22 protein-coding genes are annotated in these 20,199 nt (G+C 65.3%); 14 read left to right on the top strand and 8 right to left on the bottom strand.

What is annotated here, in order from left to right; all coding sequences use genetic code 11:
* Positions 1-142: 142 nt before the first annotated feature.
* Positions 143-664 (top strand): HNH endonuclease, encoded by a 522-nt coding sequence (locus IGW04_RS26210; RefSeq protein WP_194712769.1) that lies wholly within the window; start codon positions 143-145, stop codon positions 662-664.
* Between the two features lie 52 nt (positions 665-716).
* On the opposite strand, the gene IGW04_RS09190 is transcribed toward IGW04_RS26210, so the two are convergent.
* Complete coding sequence (locus tag IGW04_RS09190) at positions 717-1,730, bottom strand: tyrosine-type recombinase/integrase (protein ID WP_194712768.1); 1,014 nt, start codon at positions 1,728-1,730, stop codon at positions 717-719.
* A 139-nt stretch (positions 1,731-1,869) separates the two neighbouring features.
* Entirely contained in the window at positions 1,870-2,370 is a 501-nt protein-coding gene (gene moaC / locus IGW04_RS09185; protein ID WP_194712767.1) for a cyclic pyranopterin monophosphate synthase MoaC, read from the bottom strand.
* A 93-nt stretch (positions 2,371-2,463) separates the two neighbouring features.
* On the opposite strand from moaC, the gene IGW04_RS09180 reads away from it, so the two are divergent.
* Positions 2,464-3,960 (top strand): beta-barrel assembly-enhancing protease, encoded by a 1,497-nt coding sequence (locus IGW04_RS09180; RefSeq protein ID WP_194712766.1) that lies wholly within the window; start codon positions 2,464-2,466, stop codon positions 3,958-3,960.
* Between the two features lie 18 nt (positions 3,961-3,978).
* Here the strand turns inward: IGW04_RS09180 and IGW04_RS09175 are convergent, their stop codons facing one another.
* Genes IGW04_RS09175 through IGW04_RS09155 form a run of 5 tightly spaced genes read right to left on the bottom strand, consistent with a single transcriptional unit; the run spans position 3,979 to position 7,180 of the window.
* Positions 3,979-4,569: a DUF2946 family protein gene (locus tag IGW04_RS09175; protein ID WP_194712765.1), complete on the bottom strand. Its 591-nt coding sequence runs from the start codon at positions 4,567-4,569 to the stop codon at positions 3,979-3,981.
* Between the two features lie 57 nt (positions 4,570-4,626).
* The gene (locus IGW04_RS09170; RefSeq protein WP_194712778.1) at positions 4,627-5,592 is read right to left on the bottom strand and encodes a YheT family hydrolase; all 966 of its coding nucleotides are present in this window, start codon (positions 5,590-5,592) and stop codon (positions 4,627-4,629) included.
* A gap of 8 nt (positions 5,593-5,600) precedes the next feature.
* Positions 5,601-6,032 (bottom strand): YybH family protein, encoded by a 432-nt coding sequence (locus IGW04_RS09165; protein ID WP_194712764.1) that lies wholly within the window; start codon positions 6,030-6,032, stop codon positions 5,601-5,603.
* A 7-nt stretch (positions 6,033-6,039) separates the two neighbouring features.
* Positions 6,040-6,240 (bottom strand): zinc-finger domain-containing protein, encoded by a 201-nt coding sequence (locus IGW04_RS09160; protein WP_194712763.1) that lies wholly within the window; start codon positions 6,238-6,240, stop codon positions 6,040-6,042.
* A gap of 19 nt (positions 6,241-6,259) precedes the next feature.
* The gene (locus tag IGW04_RS09155) at positions 6,260-7,180 is read right to left on the bottom strand and encodes a branched-chain amino acid transaminase (protein ID WP_194712762.1); all 921 of its coding nucleotides are present in this window, start codon (positions 7,178-7,180) and stop codon (positions 6,260-6,262) included.
* A gap of 180 nt (positions 7,181-7,360) precedes the next feature.
* On the opposite strand from IGW04_RS09155, the gene IGW04_RS09150 reads away from it, so the two are divergent.
* The 10 genes from IGW04_RS09150 to IGW04_RS09105 all read left to right on the top strand — a co-directional run bounded on the left by IGW04_RS09150 (position 7,361) and on the right by IGW04_RS09105 (position 17,519).
* Positions 7,361-8,338, top strand: coding sequence for a threo-3-hydroxy-L-aspartate ammonia-lyase (locus tag IGW04_RS09150; protein ID WP_194712761.1), 978 nt, complete (start codon positions 7,361-7,363; stop codon positions 8,336-8,338).
* 396 nt (positions 8,339-8,734) lie between these two features.
* Complete coding sequence (locus IGW04_RS09145) at positions 8,735-9,502, top strand: AzlC family ABC transporter permease (protein WP_228526956.1); 768 nt, start codon at positions 8,735-8,737, stop codon at positions 9,500-9,502.
* A complete protein-coding gene (locus tag IGW04_RS09140) occupies positions 9,499-9,822 on the top strand; it encodes an AzlD domain-containing protein (RefSeq protein WP_194712760.1) in 324 nt (107 codons plus the stop codon). The genes IGW04_RS09145 and IGW04_RS09140 overlap by 4 nt, the downstream gene beginning before the upstream one ends.
* A 148-nt stretch (positions 9,823-9,970) precedes the next feature.
* Positions 9,971-11,170 carry a phosphoglycerate kinase gene (locus IGW04_RS09135; protein ID WP_194712759.1) on the top strand — a complete coding sequence of 400 codons (1,200 nt, stop codon included), beginning with the start codon at positions 9,971-9,973 and terminating at the stop codon, positions 11,168-11,170.
* Positions 11,171-11,253: 83 nt separating this feature from the next.
* Positions 11,254-12,687, top strand: coding sequence for a pyruvate kinase (gene pyk, locus IGW04_RS09130; RefSeq protein ID WP_194712776.1), 1,434 nt, complete (start codon positions 11,254-11,256; stop codon positions 12,685-12,687).
* Between the two features lie 23 nt (positions 12,688-12,710).
* Positions 12,711-13,775 carry a class II fructose-bisphosphate aldolase gene (gene fba / locus IGW04_RS09125; RefSeq protein ID WP_194712758.1) on the top strand — a complete coding sequence of 355 codons (1,065 nt, stop codon included), beginning with the start codon at positions 12,711-12,713 and terminating at the stop codon, positions 13,773-13,775.
* Positions 13,776-13,882: 107 nt separating this feature from the next.
* A complete protein-coding gene (locus tag IGW04_RS09120; protein WP_194712757.1) occupies positions 13,883-14,782 on the top strand; it encodes a phosphoribosylaminoimidazolesuccinocarboxamide synthase in 900 nt (299 codons plus the stop codon).
* Between the two features lie 12 nt (positions 14,783-14,794).
* Positions 14,795-15,301, top strand: a complete 507-nt coding sequence (gene purE / locus IGW04_RS09115) for a 5-(carboxyamino)imidazole ribonucleotide mutase (RefSeq protein WP_194712756.1) — start codon at positions 14,795-14,797, stop codon at positions 15,299-15,301.
* Complete coding sequence (locus IGW04_RS09110; protein ID WP_194712755.1) at positions 15,298-16,491, top strand: 5-(carboxyamino)imidazole ribonucleotide synthase; 1,194 nt, start codon at positions 15,298-15,300, stop codon at positions 16,489-16,491. Before purE ends, IGW04_RS09110 begins: the two co-directional genes overlap by 4 nt.
* Entirely contained in the window at positions 16,488-17,519 is a 1,032-nt protein-coding gene (locus tag IGW04_RS09105; RefSeq protein WP_194712754.1) for an L-threonylcarbamoyladenylate synthase, read from the top strand. Before IGW04_RS09110 ends, IGW04_RS09105 begins: the two co-directional genes overlap by 4 nt.
* Before the next feature lie 39 nt (positions 17,520-17,558).
* Here the strand turns inward: IGW04_RS09105 and IGW04_RS09100 are convergent, their stop codons facing one another.
* Positions 17,559-18,068 carry a flavin reductase family protein gene (locus IGW04_RS09100; protein ID WP_194712753.1) on the bottom strand — a complete coding sequence of 170 codons (510 nt, stop codon included), beginning with the start codon at positions 18,066-18,068 and terminating at the stop codon, positions 17,559-17,561.
* A gap of 111 nt (positions 18,069-18,179) precedes the next feature.
* Between IGW04_RS09100 and IGW04_RS09095 the strand changes: the two genes are divergently transcribed.
* Positions 18,180-18,821 carry an AMP-binding protein gene (locus IGW04_RS09095; protein WP_194712752.1) on the top strand — a complete coding sequence of 214 codons (642 nt, stop codon included), beginning with the start codon at positions 18,180-18,182 and terminating at the stop codon, positions 18,819-18,821.
* A gap of 107 nt (positions 18,822-18,928) precedes the next feature.
* Complete coding sequence (locus IGW04_RS09090) at positions 18,929-20,170, top strand: serine hydrolase domain-containing protein (protein ID WP_194712751.1); 1,242 nt, start codon at positions 18,929-18,931, stop codon at positions 20,168-20,170.
* Positions 20,171-20,199: the final 29 nt, after the last annotated feature.

The raw sequence follows: 20,199 nt of genomic DNA, 5'->3' as shown, positions 1-20,199 counted from the left end.
ACTGGCAGTAGGGGTCGGACTGTTTGCCACAATTCATCATCAACCAGTTCGCGTGCCATATTGCCTCGCCACGATAATTATCGACGAGTTGCTATGACAACGAAAATTCCATTTTGTTAGATGCTCTTAGAAGGAAAGACCTATGAAAGCTAATGCAATTCCATTCACAGTAGACGCACTGGAGGCCCTGTTCACTCTGGACACTGAGAACGGTCGGCTGTTTCGACGTGGCCTGAGTAAGGGGCCAAAGCGTCAGCCAAGCACCAAGACGCCGTACAGGAAGATTGAAATAGCCGGTACTGCTTACGGTGAGCATCGGATTATTTGGATGCTTGTCAGTAGAGCCGCTATCCCGGAGGGTATGGAAATAGATCACATTGACAGGAACCCCTATAACAACCGCCCGAGTAATCTGCGATTGGTAACACGCACCCAGAACATGGCTAATACCACGAAGCGGCGAAATAACTCGACAGGCTATAAGGGTGTAAGTCGAGCAAGGAACAGTTACGCAGCAGAGATTATGGTGAGTGGAGTTAAGCGCCACCTTGGGTACTTCTGCACTGCCGAGGGCGCAGCGCGGGCGTACGATCTTGCCGCTAGCTCAGCTTTCGGAGAGTATGCCCTTACGAATGCCGGCATGAACCTGCTGCTAGCGCACTGAGGGTGGGGCCAACGGTTTCAACGAATACGCCGCATCACGGGTAGTGCATCTCTCAGCCGAGTTTCTTAGCCAATGTCTCTGCTTCAGGATGAACGTAGCGCTTCAGCATAGCGATGCTCTTATGTCCTGTGACGCAAGACAACTCAATCAGATTCGAGAGCTTCGGAGCGATCCTAGTTGCAGCCGTATGCCGCAGGTCATGCCAGCGAAAGTCCGCCAGCTCGGCGGTCTCTCGTGCTGCCTCGAATCGCTTGGAAATAGCAGCAGCCGACATTGGTATCACTCTGTCGTCACGGGAACTAAGCAGAAGCTGCGACGTTTGCTGCAATTGTTTCAGATTGGTCAATGCCTCAACAGCACGTGAGGACAGCGGGACGAATCGGGAATCTCCATTCTTGGTCATCCGTAGATAAGCGACTTGCCGCGCTAGGTCCACGTCGGGCCAGCGCAGCGCCAGCAGTTCCCCTCGGCGCATTGCCGTTTCTATCGAAATAACAATAGCCGGAAGGAGCCAAGGAGAGCGCCGTCCGACCGGGGCAGCGGCGACTAGCAGCCGTTTTTCTTCGTCGTAAGTTAGTACCCGGCTTCGGCCCGGAGGTTGCGAAGGCTTACGGACCATTTGAACCGGGTTGCTGATGTGCATACCCCATTCTCGACGCGCGTGGTTGATGACCGCACTGAGGGTCGCAAGATGACGCACGACCGTACCGGGCGCGACTCGCTCCAACAATTCGTTGCGCCACTCCGCTACTACTTGAGGAGTAAGGGCCGCCATGCTGAATTGAGCGATGCGAGCGCGCTGCATGGCTTTAAGCGTGTACCTGCCCTCGGAGTGGCCGCGCAGCAGCGGATTCACCTCTTGCAGATACCTTTCTAAAACGTCCGAAAGGGTACAGTTCTCAGCTTGGGTTCGGTCGATGAATACCCCGCGCTCCATCTCCCCTTCGGCGCTGCGTGCCCACCGTTCTGCATCGGATTTCGACCGAAACGTTCGGGTGCTCTCTGGAAAGCCCTTGCGGCGCACACGGGCTTGCCAGCCCTCGCCATGCTTACGTATTGATGCCATTGCTTTGCTCCATTGGGACAAGGTTGGCGCAAAACAGAACAAATGCAATCTACCGCGCTGGAGGAGTGCTAGGAGATTGACGCGAAGCAGTTAGGTAGAATGACAGCGCTAAGACAATAAACCTTCTAGATTCAAGTACTTAACTCCCTGCTACCCAGTCCCCCGACTTTCCTCCGTGCTTCTCCAGCACCTTCACATCCGTCATCACCATGCCGCGGTCCACCGCCTTGCACATGTCGTAGATGGTCAGCAAACCCACCTGCACCGCGGTCAGCGCCTCCATCTCCACGCCGGTCTTGCCGGTGGTTTCCACCCGCGCGATGCACAGCACCTGGCTGCGGCTTTCGTCCGGCTCGAAGTCTACCGTCACGCGGGTCAGCGCCAGCGGGTGGCAGAGCGGGATCAGGTCGCTGGTTTTCTTCGCAGCCATGATGGCGGCGATGCGGGCGATGCCCAGCACGTCGCCTTTCTTGGCGGTGCCCGCCAGGATCTGCGCCAGGGTTTCGGGTCGCATCCTGATCACGCCGGAGGCCAGCGCGATGCGGTGGGTGTCTGCCTTGGCGCCGACGTCGACCATGTGGGCCTGTCCGGCGGCGTCGAAATGGGTGAGGGCGTTGGCGGCTTCTTGGTCGTGGCTCATGATGATCGAATGCTTGGGAAAAGGGGGTGGTTGAACGTTGCCGGGCGGGGGGTATCATAGCACCGTGCATTGTTCCCCAATTCCCGACCATTCATGTCCATTCGACCACGCATCACGGCCCTTGCCGCGGCCTTTCTGATCTCCGCCCAGTCGCTGCTGGCGCCGGTGGCGGCGCAGAACCTGCCCAATCTCGGCGGCAGCGAGCGCGAGGATCTGTCGCCCGTCATGGAGCGCAAGCTGGGCGAGCAGATCATGCGCGACATCCGCCGCGACCGGGACTACCTGAACGACGCGCCGACGCTGGAATACCTGAACGGTTTCGGCAACAGCCTGGTGACGGCCCGGCCGGAAGTGCGCGGCGAGGCCGGCTACGATTTCTTCTTCTTCCCGGTGCGCGATGCCTCCCTGAATGCCTTCGCGCTGCCCGGCGGCTTCATCGGCGTCCATTCGGGGCTGCTGCTGGCCGCGCAGAGCGAGTCGGAACTGGCCTCGGTGCTGGCGCACGAGATCGGCCATGTGTCGCAGCGGCACATCGCCCGCATGCTGGGCAACCAGAAGCAGGACATGCTGGTGCCGCTGGCGGCGCTGGTGCTGGGCGCGCTGGCGGCCAGCAAGAGCCCCGACCTGGCGATGGCATCGATGATGGGCGGGCAGGGTTATGCGATCCAGCGCCAGCTCAACTTCAGCCGCGACGCCGAGCGCGAGGCCGACCGCGTCGGCCTCCAGATCCTGGGCGAGGGCGGCTTCGACACCTCGGGCATGGTGGCTTTTTTCGGACGGCTGCAGAATGCCAGCCGCAACTACGGTGACGGCGCGCCGGCCTACCTGCAGTCGCATCCGCTGACCACCGAGCGGATCGCCGATATCCAGTCACGCATCCGTGACCAGCGCTACAGGCAGCGCGCTGACAGCATCGAGTTCCAGCTGATCCGGGCCCGGGTGCGGGTGCTGCAGGACCTGTCGTCCCAGGGCCTGCGCGACAGCACGGTGACCTTCGAGAACCAGTTGCTGCTGAAAAGCCGGGTGCAGACCGCGGCCGCGAAATACGGCCTGGCAATGATTGCGCTGCGCCAGGACGATCCGAAGAAGGCGCTGGCGCTGGTGGAGGATGCCAGGACCGCGGCGCTGAAGGACAGCGCGCCCATCGCGGCGCTGGCGATCGAGGCCAGGATGGCAGCCGGCCAGCCGGCCGAAGCGCTGAAGCAGGCGCAGGCGGCGCGTTCGGCCTTTCCGATTTCGCGCGGCTTTGCGATGCAGTATGCCGACGCCCTGATCGCCTCCGGCCGCAATGATGAAGCGGTGAGCTTCCTGCGCGACCAGGCGCAGCTCTACCGTTCAGACATCGAGGTGCAGGATCATCTGGCCAGGGCCTATTCGGCGCAGGGCAGGCAGGCGCTGCAGCATCTGGCGCTGGCCGAATCCTATGCGCTGAAGGGCGCGCTGCCGGCGGCGCTGGACCAGCTGCAGATCGCGCGGCGTGCTTCCGACGCCTCGTTCTACGACCAGTCCATCATCGATGCGCGGGAGCGGGAATTCCAGGAACGGCGGCGCGAGGAACTGAAGGAAAGCAAGGACGCGCGCAAGCCCTGAAATTACTTTTGCGGCGCGTCAGGCGCGCGGCTGCGGAACGAAGCCGAAGCGCTGCGCCAATTCGCCGCTGTCGATGCGCTGCACCGGCAGTTCGCGGCCCTGGTGCCGCATCGCCATGGGCGCCGGCGCGGCTTCGGTCAGCCAGCCGATCAGCCTGTCGTCCGAGGCGGGCGCGCCATCGATGGCCAGCGCGCCGGTGCATTGCGCCAGGTCGCGGTCATCCAGCAGCGCCACCTTGTCGCCGCCTTGCAGGATCAGTTGTCCGCGTTCGGTCATGTAAGCCTGGTCGATTTGGGCCAGCGCCTCGCCGGTCTGCAGCAGGAAACCCTGCGCCGGGTCGGTGCGGGCGATGTAGGGCGTTGCTTCCAGGTCCACGTACACCCGCTGCGGCCCGTTCTGGAAGTACCAGCGGCCGTTCTCGTCATGCGCATAGTTGCGGTTGATGAAGTTCAGCAGGGCGGCATTGGCGATGCGGTCGCCGGCCCGGCCGGCCTGCTGCGCCGCCTCGTCGCGCATGCGCCAGCCGCCGCGCGCATCCAGCGCCAGCCAGCCGTAGCAATGGGGAACGTTGGGCCACTTGGCCATGGCCTGCTTGACGACTTCATCCATGATGGCTGCTCTCTTTGATGACCGGAAACGATGTGGTGATATTAGCGCCAGCCGCTGTCAGCCGGCTTGCGCGTCCTCACCTTCGAGAAAGCGCACGATGCGGCGCGGCAGCCAGCTGTTGGCGCCGGGCGCGGCGCCCGTGGCGAAACCCACGTGCCCGCCTTCGCGCGGATATTCCAGCCTGACCGCGGGCGAGGCCTGCTGCGGCAGGTGGCGGGCCGGCAGGAAGGGGTCGTTCCGGGCATTCAGCACCAGGGTGCGCACCGTGATGTCGTTCAGCACATGGCGCGCGCTGGCGCGGTGCCAGTAGTCGTCGGTGTCGCGGTAGCCGTGCAGCGGTGCAGTGACCACATTGTCGAATTCATACAAGTTGCGCGCGGCCAGCATCCGGGCGCGGTCGAACAGGCCGGGAAACTGGTCCAGCTTCTGCAGGCACTTGGGCTTCAGGGTCTTCAGGAATACCCGGGTGTAGATCATGTTCAGCCCCGACGACAGCGCCGCGCCGCCGCCGGCCAGGTCGAGCGGCGCCGACACCGCGCAGGCGGCGTCGACGAAACCTGCCGCCTGCTGCGACTCGCCCAGCCAGCGCAGCAGCGCATTGCCGCCGAGCGACACGCCGACCGCATACAGCCGGCCGGCGGCAAGCGCCGCGGGCGTGTCCTTGAGGCGGCGCAGGATCCAGTCCAGTTCGCTGGCGTCGCCGGAATGGTAGAAGCGCGGCCCCCGGTTCAGTTCCCCCGAGCAGCCGCGGAAATGCGGAATCGCGCCCGACCAGCCGAGTTCGGCGGCATAGGCCATCAGCTCGCGCGCATAGTGGCTGTCGGACGAGCCTTCCAGCCCGTGGAACAGCACCACCAGCGGCTTGCCGGGCTGGCCGTCTAGGAAGTCGACGTCGATGAAGTCGCCGTCCGGCGCATCCCAGCGTTCGCGCCGCATCGCCACCGCCGGCTTGGCGATCATGGTGGCCGGGTAGATGGTCTGCAGGTGGCCGCCGGGCAGCCAGCGTGGCGCGCGGTAATCCATCGCTGCCATCAGTGCAATACGGTGCCGGGCGGCTGGTGCGACGGCGCCGGGCCGGGCGCGACCGACGCATGGTGGATCACGATGCGCCAGCCCTGCGGCGTTTTCAGGAAGACATTGGTGGCGATGATGTGCAGGTCCGGCTGGCGGCCTTCGCTGCGATGGATTTCCTCGACGATGCTGTGCACCGCGGTCAGCATGTTGTGGGTTTCATGCAGGCGGGACACGCTGATGTGCACCGGGCCGCGCTCGAACACCGCTTCCCAGGAGGCGCGGATGGCGGCATGGCCGATCAGCCGGCCGCCGCCCGGATGCACGCAGACGATCTCGTCATCCTCGGCCCACAGCGCCATCAGCGCCTGGATGTCGGCGCGGGCAATGGCGTCGTAGAACGCGGCTTCCGCGTCCACCGCCGTGCCCATGCTCTTGTTGGATTTGGGCATCGATGCCTCAGTGGCCGTGATGCACCGCGCCGGGCTTTAAGCGATAGACCGTGCCGCAGTAAGGGCATTTGCCTTCGCCCTGGTTGCCCAGGTCGATGAACACCCGCGGATGGGACGACCAGATCGGCATGGATGGGTTGGGGCAGAAGGCCGGCAGATCGTCGCCGTCCAGTTCCACATGGCTCATTTGTTGTTGCGATTGACTCATTGCATGTTTTCCGTTTTGTTTAAACCAGGGTCAGCCAGTGCCGGTACTGCGGCGCGCGGCCGGCCACCACGTCGAAGAACAGCGACTGCAGCTTCTCGGTGATGGGGCCGCGATGGCCGGCGCCGATCTGGCGGTTGTCGAGTTCGCGGATCGGCGTGATCTCGGCCGCGGTGCCGGTGAAGAAGGCTTCGTCGCAGCAGTACATTTCGTCACGGGTGATGCGTTTTTCAATGACTTCGATGCCGATGTCGCGCGCCATCGTCAGCACCGCGTCGCGGGTGATGCCGTCCAGGCAGGAAGCCAGGTCGGGCGTATAGAGCTTGCCGTTGCGGATCACGAAGACATTCTCGCCCGAGCCTTCGGACACATAGCCGTCGGTGTCGAGCAAGAGCGCCTCGTCGTAGCCGTCGGCCAGCGCTTCCTGGTTGGCCAGGATCGAGTTGATGTAATAGCCGCAGGCCTTGGCCCGCACCAGCGACACGTTCACATGGTGGCGCGAGAAGGAGGAGGTCTTGACCCGGATGCCCTTGGTGATGCCTTCCTCGCCGAGGTAGGCGCCCCAGGGCCAGGCGGCGATCGCCACGTGGATGGTGTTGCCGCGGGCCGACACGCCCATCTTTTCCGAGCCGATCCAGACCAGCGGGCGCAGGTAGCAGGATTCGAGCTGGTTGGCGCGCACGACTTCCTTCTGCGCGGCCATGATGGTTTCCATGTCGTAGGGAATGTTCATCTGGAAGATCTTGGCCGAGTTGAACAGGCGCTGGGTGTGTTCCTTCAGGCGGAAGATCGCGGTGCCTTCCGGCGTCTGGTAGGCGCGCACCCCTTCGAACACGCCCATGCCGTAATGCAGCGTATGTGTGAGCACATGGATGGTGGCGTCGCGCCACTCCACCAGTGCGCCATCCTTCCAGATTTTCCCGTCGCGGTCGGCCATGGACATGTTGTCTTCTCCAGATTGTTAGGCAAAACGCGATTTTAACGGATTAGGCAGGTAAAAAAGTTAGACGGTAAAATGCTGTCGGAACAATCTGTTTCCAAAGGTTAATCCTCCTCCTGTGCGGCAAGCAGTTGCCGACGCTGGAAAACCCGCATTCCTGTCCAGGCATTCCGACTGAAAATAATGAGTGAAATCATGCTTCCGACCTATGACGACGTTGTCGCCGCCGCGGCGCGCATTGCCGGCCAGGCGCACCGCACGCCGGTGCTGACTTCCCGCATCGCCGACGAGGAAACCGGCGCGCAGCTGTTCTTCAAGTGCGAGAACCTGCAGCGCATGGGCGCCTTCAAGTTCCGCGGCGCCTACAACGCGCTGGCGAAATTCGATGCCGGCCAGCGCCGCGCCGGCGTCGTCGCCTTTTCCTCGGGCAACCATGCCCAGGCGATCGCGCTGTCGGCCAGGCTCCTGGGCATGCCGGCCACCATCGTGATGCCGCAGGATGCGCCGGCTTCGAAGATCGCCGCCACCCGCGGCTATGGCGCGCAGGTCGTCACCTATGACCGCTACACCGAAGACCGCGAGCAGATCGGGCGCGACCTTGCCGAGCGCCACGGCTACACCCTGGTGCCGCCCTATGACCATGCCGACGTGATTGCCGGCCAGGGCACCGCGGCCAAGGAGCTGTTCGAGGAGGTCGGTCCGCTGGATGCCTTCTTCGTCTGCCTGGGCGGCGGCGGCCTGCTGTCCGGCTCGGCGCTCGCGACCCGCGCGCTGTCGCCGCAATGCCTGCTCTACGGCGTCGAGCCGGAAGCCGGCAACGACGGCCAGCAATCCTTCCGCAGCGGCGCCATCGTCCATATCGACACGCCGCGCACCATTGCCGACGGCGCCCAGACCCAGCACCTGGGCCAGCTGACCTTTCCCATCATCCGGCGCGACGTCGACGACATCCTGACCGTCGGCGACGCCGAACTGGTGGAGGCAATGCGCTTCTTCGCCTCGCGCATGAAGCTGGTGGCAGAGCCGACCGGCTGCCTCGGCTTCGCCGCGGCGCGGGCGATGAAGGACCAGTTGAAGGGCAAGCGGGTCGGCGTGCTGATCAGCGGCGGCAATGTGGACATCGACCGCTATGCAGCATTGCTCGCCGGGCAAGGAGGGTAGGGTGCAATACCCGAAGGGCATTGCACCGGGGCGCTTGAACGACACGGGAAGGCTGGGCTTGCCCGGATCGACCACGGCGGAATGCCCCTGCGGGGTATTCCGCCCTACGTAATAGCTGTAAAGGATTTTTTTCAACCATTGCTGAATCTGAGAGGCGCGGCGGCCCGACCCGGCCGCCGGCGCAAGCACGATGAAGCGGCCCTTGCAGGGTGCAATACCCGAAGGGCATTGCACCGGGGGCGGTTGAACAATACGGGGAAACCGGGCTTGCCCGGATCGACCACGGCGGAATGCCCCTGCGGGGTATTCCGCCCTACGTGTTAGCTGTAGAGAATTTTTTCCAACACTTCCTGAACCCGAAAGGCGCGGCGGGCCGACCCGGCCGCCGGCGCAAGCATGATGAAGCAGATGCAAGGCAGTCCCTCCTCACCCTCCCGGCCCGATTCCCTGGCGCCGCATGACCCGGAAAAGGCCGCCTTCCGCGAGGCGGTGCGCGCCAGCGCGCCGGCCATGCCTGGCATCTTCGCCTGGGGCGTGGTGGCCGGCATGGCGATGATGCAGTCGGGGCTGACGCTGTGGCAGGCGCTGGGCATGACCTTCATCGTGTTCGCCGGCTCGGCCCAGCTGGCGGCGCTGCCGCTGATGGCCGCCAATGCGCCGGCCGTGCTGGTGTTCCTGACCGGCCTGGTGGTGAACCTGCGCTTCGTGATCTTCGCCGCCAGCCTGGGACCGCATTTCGCGCATCTGCCCTGGCGGCAGAGACTGTTCTACGGTTACCTCAACAATGACCTGATGATGGGATTCTTCCCGCAGCGCTTTCCGGCCTACACCGTCGCCCACACCAGCGGCAAGGTGGGCTATTTCGCCGGCGTCTGCTATCCGAACTGGCTGACCTGGCAGGCCGGCTCGGTGGCCGGCATCCTGCTGGCCAGCCAGGTGCCGGCTTCCTGGGGCGTCGGCTTCGCCGGCACGCTGGCGCTCTTGGCGGTCATGATTCCGCTGGTGGTGAACGCGGCCGCGCTGGGCGGCGTGATCGTCGCCGGCGCGGTTGGCGTGGCCGCCTACGGCCTGCCCTACAAGCTGGGCATGCTGCTGGCCCTGCTGGCCGGCATGGCGACCGCGTCGGCCATCGACATGCTTCGGGAAAGAAAGGCGCAGGCATGAACGCCTCCGACATCTGGCTGACCATCGCCCTGCTGGCGCTGGCCACCGTGCTGACCCGCTCCTCGTTCTTCATGCTGGCATCCACCCGCATGCCGGCCCGCCTGCAGCAGGCGCTGCGCTATGCGCCGGCGGCGGCGCTGGCGGCCATCGTGCTGCCCGACCTCGTGCTCAACGGCGGCGGCGCCGTCACGGCGATCGACTGGACCAATCCGCGCCTGCTGGCGGGCGCCGGCGCGACCCTGTTCTTCCTCGCCACCCGCCACCTGCTGGGAACCATCGTGGTCGGCATGGCGCTCTTTACCGCGATACGGATCTTCTGAATTTCAGGCCGGCCGCGCGCCGGACTGTCACCCGAAGTTCTTAACAGAAAAGCAAGAAAGAACCCGCGTATTGCTTGCCCAAAACGGCTTTTCGCCCAGTTGCGCTGGTATAGAATACGGCTCTTTCAATTTCATCATCACTGCCGCCATGCAATTCAACCGTTTCGCCGACCTGGTACAGCAGGGTCAACTCAAGGGCAAGCGCGTGTTCATCCGCGCCGATCTCAACGTGCCGCAGGATGACGCCGGCAACATCACCGAAGACACCCGCATCCGGGCTTCGGTGCCGGCGATCCGCCAGGCGCTCGATGCCGGCGCGGCGGTGATGGTGACCTCGCACCTGGGCCGTCCGACCGAGGGCGCGTTCAAGCCGGAAGACACGCTGGCGCCGATCGCCGAGCGCCTGTCCGCGCTGCTGGGCCAGAAGGTGGAATTGAAGCAGAACTGGGTCGACGGCGTCGATGTCGCGCCGGGCCAGGTGGTGCTGCTGGAAAACTGCCGGGTCAATCCGGGCGAGAAGAAGAACAGCGACGAACTCGCGCAGAAAATGGCAAGGCTGTGCGACGTGTATGTCAATGACGCCTTCGGCACCGCCCACCGCGCCGAAGCCACCACCCACGGCATCGCCAAATATGCGCCCGTCGCCTGCGCCGGCCCGCTGCTGACGGCCGAACTCGACGCGCTCGGCCGCGCGCTGCACCAGCCGGCCCGTCCGCTGGTGGCCATCGTCGCCGGCTCCAAGGTGTCGACCAAGCTGACCATCCTGAAGACCCTGGCCGAGAAGGTCGACAACCTGATCGTCGGCGGCGGCATCGCCAACACCTTCATGCTGGCCGCCGGCCTGAAGATCGGCAAGTCGCTGGCCGAGCCGGACCTGGTCGACGGCGCGAAGGACATCATCGCGATGATGTCGCAGCGCGGCGCCTCGGTGCCGATCCCGGTGGACGTGGTCTGCGCCAGGGAATTCGCCGCCTCCGCCGCCGCCACCGTCAAGGACGTGGCCGATGTGACCGACGACGACATGATCCTGGACATCGGCCCGAAAACCGCCGCCATGCTGGCCGAGCAGATCGCCAGCGCCGGCACGGTGGTCTGGAACGGCCCGGTCGGCGTGTTCGAGTTCGACCAGTTCGGCGAAGGCACCAAGACCCTGGCGATGGCGATTGCCAAGTCCAAGGCGTTTTCGATCGCCGGCGGCGGCGACACCCTGGCCGCGATTGCCAAATACGATATTGCCGAAAAGATAGGTTATATTTCGACCGGCGGCGGCGCTTTCCTGGAGTTCCTGGAAGGCAAGACCTTGCCCGCAGTCGACATCCTGCAGCAGCGGGCTGCAGACAAGTCTTGAGCACCGCCCCCGCATTCGGCCGCCGGCGGCCGCGCCAGCCGGCGCAGGCCGCGCGCCCGGTCGTCCCAACCCAGGAAGGCAAGATGCAAAGAGCCACCAAGATCGTCGCCACCATCGGACCCGCTTCCAGCGACCCGGAAACCCTGACCCGGATGATCCATGCCGGCGTCGATGTCGTGCGCCTGAACTTCTCGCATGGCAAGGGCGAGGACCATATCGAGCGTGCCGCGCTGGTGCGCCGCATCGCCGCCGACCTCGGCCGGGAAGTGGCGATCATGGCCGACCTGCAGGGCCCGAAGATCCGGGTCGGCAAGTTCGAGAACGGCAAGGTCACCCTGGTGCGGGGCGAGAAATTTGTCCTCGACGCCGCCTGCGAGCTGGGCAACCAGCAGCAGGTCGGCCTGGACTACAAGGACCTGCCGCGCGACGTGCGCGCCGGCGACGTGCTGCTGTTGAACGACGGCCTGATCGTGCTGGTGGTCGACCGGGTCAGCGGCACCCAGGTCCATACCACCGTTCGCACCGGCGGCGAACTGTCCAACAACAAGGGCATCAACCGCCAGGGCGGCGGGCTGACCGCGGCGGCGCTGACCTCCAAGGACATGGAGGACATCAAGACCGCGATGCGCTTCCAGGCCGACTACATCGCCGTGTCCTTCCCCAAGAGCGCCACCGACATGATCATGGCGCGCCAGCTGGCCAATATCGCCGGCGAGGAATTCACCCACAAGCCGCAGATGATCGCCAAGATCGAGCGCGCCGAAGCCATTCCGGCGCTGCAGGAGATCCTGGATGCGTCCGACGGCATCATGGTCGCCCGTGGCGACCTGGCGGTGGAAGTGGGCAATGCCGCGGTGCCGGCGCTGCAGAAGCGCATGATCCGCATGGCGCGCACCTCCAACAAGCTGGCCATCACCGCCACCCAGATGATGGAATCGATGGTCCAGAATCCGGTGCCGACCCGCGCCGAAGTCTCCGACGTGGCCAATGCGGTGCTGGACGGCACCGACGCGGTGATGACCTCGGCCGAGACCGCCGCTGGCCGCTATCCGGTGGAAACCGTGGAAGCGATGGCCGCGATCTGCATCGAGGCCGAGCACTCGGAAGACTTCCGCCTCGACGCCGACTTCCTCAACGTGACCTTCAGCCGCATCGACCAGTCGATCGCCTACGGCGCGCTGTTTACCGCCTACCACCTGCGGGTCAAGGCCATCGTGGCGCTGACCGAGTCCGGTTCCACCGCGCTCTGGATGAGCCGCCACAATATCGACGTGCCGATCTACGCGATGACGCCCAGCCTGGCCACCCAGCGCAAGGCGGTGCTGTACCGCAACGTCACCACCATGGCGCTGGCCCATTCCACCGACCGCGAGGCGGTGCTGAAAATGGCGCAGGACTTGTTGCTGGCCAAGGGCGTCGTCCAGCGTGGTGACATGATCGTCATCACCTGGGGCGAGCCCATGGGCCAGGTTGGCGGCACGAACGCGCTCAACATCATGAAAATCGGCGACTACTAAATTTTTATACCAGGAGAATCCACATGCCTCTCGTATCCATGCGTCAATTGCTGGACCATGCCGCCGAAAACGGCTACGGTCTGCCCGCCTTCAACGTCAACAACCTCGAGCAGGTCAGCGCCATCATGGCGGCCGCCGATGAAGTCGGCGCGCCGGTGATCATGCAGGCCTCGGCCGGCGCCCGCAAATATGCCGGCGAAGCCTTCCTGCGCCACCTGATCTCGGCCGCGGTCGAAGCCTATCCGCATATCCCGGTGGTGATGCACCAGGACCACGGCCAGTCGCCGGCGGTCTGCATGGCCGCCATCAAGTCCGGCTTCACCTCGGTGATGATGGACGGCTCGCTGATGGAAGACGGCAAGTCCGTCGCCAGCTACGAGTACAACGTCGAAGTGTCGAGGAAGGTGGTCGAGTTCTCGCACGCCATCGGCGTCACGGTGGAAGCGGAGCTGGGCGTGCTCGGCTCGCTGGAAACCATGAAGGGCGACAAGGAAGACGGCCACGGCGCCGAAGGCACCATGACCCGTGAACAGCTGCTGACCGACGTCGGCCAGGCCGCCGACTTCGTGCGCCAGACCCAGTGCGACGCGCTGGCCATCGCCATCGGCACCTCGCACGGCGCCTACAAGTTCTCGCGCAAGCCGACCGGCGACATCCTGGCCATCGAGCGCATCAAGGAAATCCACGCCCGCATCCCCAACACCCACCTGGTGATGCACGGCTCGTCCTCGGTGCCGCAGGAACTGCTGGCCGAGATCCGCGAATTCGGCGGCGACATGAAGGAAACCTATGGCGTGCCGGTCGAGGAAATCCAGGAAGGCATCAAGCACGGCGTCCGCAAGATCAACATCGACACCGACATCCGCCTGGCGATGACGGGCGCGATCCGTCGCTACCTGTCCGAGAATCCTTCCAAGTTCGACCCGCGCGACTACCTGAAGCCGGCCCGCGAAGCCGCGATGAAAGTCGTCAAGGCGCGCTACCTGTCGTTCGGCTGCGAAGGCCAGGCAGCGAAGATCAAGCCGGTTTCGTTGGAAAAAATGGCCGAGCGCTACAAAAAAGGCGAACTTTCCCAGATCGTGCAGTAAACTCCCTCCTTTGAAAAAATTCGCGTGCCTCCCGCACGCGGATTCTCCCTTTGTAGTGCATAGCGTTGGCGGCAGCAGCCGCCGGCGCGCTATTCCAGAGATTTTCCATGACCTCCAGTCTTTACCAATCCAGCATCGCTTCGCTGCCGCTGCTTGGCCGCGGCAAGGTCCGCGACAACTACGCTGTCGGCGACGACAAGATCCTCATCGTCACCAGCGACCGCCTGTCGGCCTTCGACGTGGTGATGCAGGAGCCGATCCCGGGCAAGGGCCGGGTGCTGAACCAGATGTCGGATTTCTGGTTCGACAAGTTGAAGGACATCGTGCCCAACCACCTGACCGGCATCGCCCCGGAATCGGTGGTGGCGCCGGAGGAGGTCGAGCAGGTCCGCGGCCGGGCGGTGGTGGCCAAGAAATTGAAGCCCATCCTGGTCGAGGCGGTAGTGCGCGGCTACATCATCGGTTCCGGCTGGAAGGATTACCTGGCCAACGGCGCGGTCTGCGGCATTTCGCTGCCGCCCGGCCTGCGCCAGGCCGACAAGCTGCCGCAGCCGATCTTCACGCCGGCCGCCAAGGCCGACCTCGGCGAGCATGACGAAAACATCAGCTTTGCCGAGATGGAGCGCCGCATCGGCGGCAAGCTGGCGCGCCAGATGCGCGACATCAGCATCCGCCTGTACCAGACCGCGGCCAATTACGCCGCCACCCGCGGCATCATCATCGCCGACACCAAGTTCGAATTCGGCCTGGACGACGACGGCGTGCTGCACCTGATGGACGAAGTGCTGACCGCCGATTCGTCCCGCTTCTGGCCGGCCGACTCCTATGAGCCGGGCAGTTCGCCGCCATCCTTCGACAAGCAGTTCGTGCGCGACTACCTGGAAACCGTCTCCGGCTGGAACAAGACCGCGCCGGCGCCGCGCTTGCCGGCCGACGTGATCGAAAAGACTGGCGCCAAGTACCGCGAGGCGCTGGAGCGCCTGACCGGCGAGAAACTCAAGGACTGACGGAGAGCCCAGATGAGTGCTGATATCGTAAATGCCGCGCCGCTGGTCGGCGTGGTGATGGGTTCTTCCTCCGACTGGGACGTGATGCAGCATGCGGTGGCCATGTTGAAGGAATTCGGCGTGCCCCACGAGGCGCAGGTGATTTCCGCGCACCGCATGCCGGACCAGATGTTTGCCTATGCCGAGGCGGCCCGCTCGCGCGGCCTGCGCGCCATCATCGCCGGCGCCGGCGGCGCCGCCCACCTGCCGGGCATGATCGCGGCCAAGACCATCGTGCCGGTGCTGGGCGTGCCGGTGCCGTCGAAGTATCTGCGCGGCGAGGATTCGCTGCTGTCCATCGTGCAGATGCCCAAGGGCGTGCCGGTGTCGACCTTCGCCATCGGCGAAGCCGGCGCGGCCAATGCCGCGCTGACCGCCGTGGCCATGCTGGCCGCCACCGACGAGGCGCTGGCGGCGAAGCTGCTGGCCTTCCGCGAGCGCCAGACCCAGGCCGCGCTCGACATGACGCTGCCGACATGAACAAGCCATCCATCCTTGCCCCGGCCAATCCGTCCGCCGATCCGGCCACCTGGCTGGGCGTGATGGGCGGCGGCCAGCTCGGCCGCATGTTCGCCCACGCCGCCCAGGCCATGGGCTACAAGGTCGCGGTGCTGGAACCGGCGCCGCAATGCCCGGCCGGCCACGCCGCCGACCACCTGCTGTCGGCCGCCTACGACGATGCCGCCACCCTGGCCGAACTGGCCGAGCAGTGCAGCGCGGTCACCACCGAATTCGAGAATGTGCCGGCCGACAGCCTGGCCCTTCTTGCGCAGACCACCTTTGTCGCGCCGTCCGCCGCCTGCGTCTCGGTGGCCCAGGACCGGATGGCCGAGAAGCGCTTCTTCACCGAATGCGCAGCCCGTTCCGGCGTGCTGCCGGCGCCGCACCAGTTCATCAGCAGCGATGCCGATGTCGATGCGATTGGCGACACGCTGCTGCCCGGCATCCTGAAAACCGTGCGCATGGGCTACGACGGCAAGGGCCAGGTGCGCGTCACCAGCCGCGAAGAGGCCCGCGCCGCCTTCGCCGGCATGGGCGGCGTGCCCTGCGTGCTGGAAAAGATGCTGCCACTGGCCTATGAAGTCTCGGTGCTGGCAGCGCGCGGCGCCGATGGCGGTTCGGTGGTCTATCCGATCGCCGAGAACGTGCATCGCGACGGCATCCTGTTTTCCACCACCGTGCCCGGCCCGAACGTGTCCGCCGAGTGCGCCGCGCAGGCGCAGGCGGCGGCGCTGGCCATCATCGACCGGCTTGATTACGTCGGCGTGCTGTGCATCGAGTTCTTCGTGCTGCAGGACGGCTCTCTGGTGGTCAATGAAATGGCGCCGCGGCCGCACAACAGCGGCCACTACACGATCGACGCCTGCGTCACCAGCCAGTTTGCGCAGCAGGTGCGGGCCATGGCGCGGCTGCCGCTGGGCGACGTGCGCCAGCATTCGCCGGCGGTGATGCTGAACATCCTGGGCGACATCTGGTTCGACGGCGACAGCGCCTGCGAGCCGGCCTGGGACCGGGTGCTGGCGCTGCCGGGCGCCAACCTGCACCTGTACGGCAAGGAAGAGGCAAGGCCGGGCCGCAAGATGGGCCATGTCACCTTCGTCGCACCGACGCTGGAAGAGGCGCAGCGGCAGTTCCGCGCCGCCTGCGCCATCCTGCGGATAGACGCATGAGCATCCGCCAGCCCGATCAGGCGGCGCTGGCCGAGGCCGCCGTCGCGCTGGAAGCCGGCCGCCTGGTCGCGTTTCCGACCGAAACCGTCTACGGGCTGGGCGCCGACGCGGAAAACCCGGCGGCGATCGCCGCCATCTATGCCGCCAAGGGCCGGCCTTCCAATCATCCGGTCATCGTGCACCTGGCGCCTGGCGCCGATATCGGCCGCTGGGCGCGCGAGATCCCGGACGCGGCGAACAAGCTGATCGCCGCTTTCTGGCCCGGCCCGCTGACCCTGATCCTCAAACGCGCCGCTAACGTGCCGGCGGCGGTGGCCGGCGGCCAGGACAGCGTCGGCCTGCGCTGCCCGTCGCATCCGGTGGCGCAGGCGCTGCTGAAGGCCTTCCGCCATGGCGAAGGCGGCCTGGCGGCGCCGTCGGCCAACCGCTTCGGCCATGTCAGCCCGACTACGGCGCAGCATGTGCAGGATGAATTCGGCGCGGGGCCGGACTCGCCGCTGGCCATGGTGCTCGATGGCGGCGCCAGCCAGGTGGGCATTGAATCGACCATCGTCGACCTGTCGCGCATGGACAGCCACGGGCCGGCCTTGCTGCGGCCCGGACAGATCACTGCGGAACAGATCGCAGCGGTGATCGGGCAGTGGCCCGGCCTGGGCGGCACGGACGCGCCGCGCGTCTCGGGCGCGCTGGCGTCCCACTATGCGCCCCGCACGCCGGTGGTGCTGGTGGAGGGCGCGGCACTGCCGGCGCTGCTGGATGGCCTGGCAGCGGCGGGCAGGCGGGCCGCCATGATTCTGGCCGGAACGGGCGCTGCGGCGACGCCGGCGCGTTCCGCCGTTGCGCTGCCGTCAGAGCCCGACGGTTATGCCCAGGGCCTCTATGCCGCGCTGCGGAGCATGGACAACGTCGGCGCCGACGTGATCCTGGTGCAGCGGCCGCCGCAGGACATCGCCTGGCTGGGCATCAATGACAGGCTGCGCCGCGCGGCCCACGGCTCGGAAAACACGCTCAACGCGCTGGGTTTGTAGTCCCTGAGCGGGCGGGGCCGCGCTATCGGCACGCCCGGTTCAGCGCCCGCCGCTCTCCATCAGCCGTCCGCCATGAAATACCAGTCCCGGCTGGGGCGTGACGTCGCACTGCTCGACTTCCCCGACAAAGATCACATGGTCGCCTTCCGGATAGCGGCTGCGGTTATGGCATTCGAACCAGGCGGAGACGCCCTTGAGGATAGGCAGGCCGGTGCGCGAGAGCGAAAAGTCCACGCCCTGGAAGCGGTTCGCGCCGCGCCGGGCGAACTGCTCGGCCAGATGCGCCTGGCTGGCCGAGAGCACATTGATCACGTAATGGGAATTGTCGGTAAAGGCCGGCAGGGTGCTGGCTTCATTCGACAGGCTCCAGAGCACCAGCGGCGGCGACAGCGAGACCGAGTTGAACGAGCTGGCAGTCAGGCCGATGAAAGCGCCACTATCCGTACGGGTGGTGATGACGGTGACGCCGGTGGCGAACTGGGAAAGCGCCTGGCGAAAGTGCGCGGTATCGAATTCCGGCGCCAGCGCCTGGGAGGTGGGAGAGAGCATTACAGGCCTGAAAGCGTTGAACAGGGCTAATTATGCCGAAAATCGGCCAACCATGAGGCGGGCAGTCTTTTTTTACGTAGAATCGGCAGGTCCAAGCCATTGCCTGCCATCATGATCGCCTGTTCATCATCCCTGTCACCGTTGCCGCCCGTCTCCCTGTTTGACCTGCTCGCGCAGTACGCACGCAGCCAGCCTGATGCCATCGCCTGCGCTTCCCGCTACCGGATGGCCAGCTATCGCAAGATATGGTCAAGAATCGAGCGCGCTACCGCCAGACTGCAGGGCGAGTGGCAAGTGACGCCGGGCGACGTCGTCGCGTATTGCGGCCAGGGTCATCCGGATGCGCTGGTGCTGTACCTTGCGCTGGTACGCTGTGGCGCGCGCCTGTGGCCGCTTGAGCATCCGGACGCGCCGGTCGTGCTGGCCGACCATGCCGCCGGCCTGCCGTTGAAGATGGTGCTGTTCGATGACGATGGCCCGCAGCCACGCGCACCGGCAACCGCGTTGCCGCTATCGACCCTGATCGGCAGCCATTGCCCTTGCGAGGCGCGGGCGGCTGCCTTCAATCCGGCCATCCCGAGCCTGCTTGCGATCGGTGCTGACGGGAAATTCAGCCAGCACAGCCTGCTGCAACTGCAGGCCGCTGCGCCATCCGGCGTGCACGAGGTGCATTGCCGCCTGTTCGACCAGGATGTGCTGGGGCCGGTGGTGCTGCCCACCCTTGCGGCAGGCGGGACGCTGGTTTTTCTGTAGCGCCCGGCACGCTCTTGCCAGCAGTTTTCCTTTTTCACCGCTGTCCGAGGGATGCATTCATTTATCGCTGTTACGTATTGCGATACGTAATCAGGCGGAATGGATATATGCGCAAATTTTTCTTTCAGATCCGGCAGATGCTGTTCCTGGCCGGGGTGGGCGCCGGTCTGGCTGCCTGCGGCGGGAATGTGGCTTCCACCGGGCAGGCCGCAAGGCAGGCGCGTTGCGACGGCATGGCGCCCGCGTCGCAGGCGGCAGGCCGGACCAGGGTCGAGCCCGTCACCACAATTGCGTGCACGGTCATGCATGAGCTGGACCTGAGAAGCGCCATCATCCAGGTCAGCATCGAGGGCAGGCTGGTCTATTCCACCGCGCTGGGCGAATCCGCACCCGGCACGCCGGCCACAACCGCCATGCATTTCCGCAACGGCGCCGTCGCCATGACCTATATGGCCACGGTGCTGCTGCAACTGGTGGATGAAGAACGCCTCAGCCTCGGCGACAAAGTGGGCAAGTGGCTGCCTGGCTTGCCGGCCGCGGACTGGGTGACGCTGGAAATGCTGGCCAACAATACGTCCGGCTATCCGGACTATGTCGCCGATCCGGAATTCCTTGCCGCCAGCAAGGCCGATCCGCTGCGGGAATGGGCTGCCGGCGACCTCCTGTCCCATGCCTTCAGCAAGAACCTGATCTATACGCCCGGCGCCAACTGGAATTATTCGCATACCAACTACCTGGTGCTTGCCGCCGTCATCGAGAAGGTCACCGGAAAACCCCTGGCCGCGGTGCTGCGCGAGCGCATTCTCGATCCGCTGCGGCTGCGCAATACGGCAAGCTCGGTGCAGCCCGACATACCCTCGCCGGTGCTGCGCGCCTATACCAGCGAGCGGGGTCGCTATGAGGAATCGACGTTCTGGAATCCGTCCTGGACCCTGCCGGCGGGCGCGGTGATGACCACCGACATCACCGACCTGCGCTTGAGCGCCGAAGCCATCATGCGCGGTTCGCTGCTTTCGTCCAAGTCCTTTGCTGCCCAGACCGATGCCCGGCTGGTCGGACTTGGCGATCCGGCCGCCTGCCCGCCGGGCATCTGCAAGAAAAATACCGAAGCCGTGCATTACGGCATGGGCCTGCTGGTCAGCGGGCCGTGGCTGATGCAGAACCCCTTGTTCAGCGGCTACAGTGCGTCCATCGGCATGCTGCCGGAGCGTGGCATCAGCATTGCAGTGGCCGCAACCCAGGGTCCGCAGGCCGATCCGGATCGCAATGGCAGCGAAGCGCTGATGCTTGCGATTGCCCGCCAGGTGGCGCCGGACAAGCCGGTGCCGCTCTCCGTACTGGCTCAATGAGCCAGGCGCCGCTGTCGCGCCATGCGCTG

The sequence above is a fragment of the Noviherbaspirillum soli genome (genome assembly GCF_015352955.1).
In the GTDB taxonomy this organism is placed as follows: Bacteria; Pseudomonadota; Gammaproteobacteria; order Burkholderiales; family Burkholderiaceae_D; genus Noviherbaspirillum_A; species Noviherbaspirillum_A soli.
The sequence above is the reverse complement of the archived record's forward strand: the minus strand, read 5'-3'. Positions and strand labels throughout refer to the sequence as shown.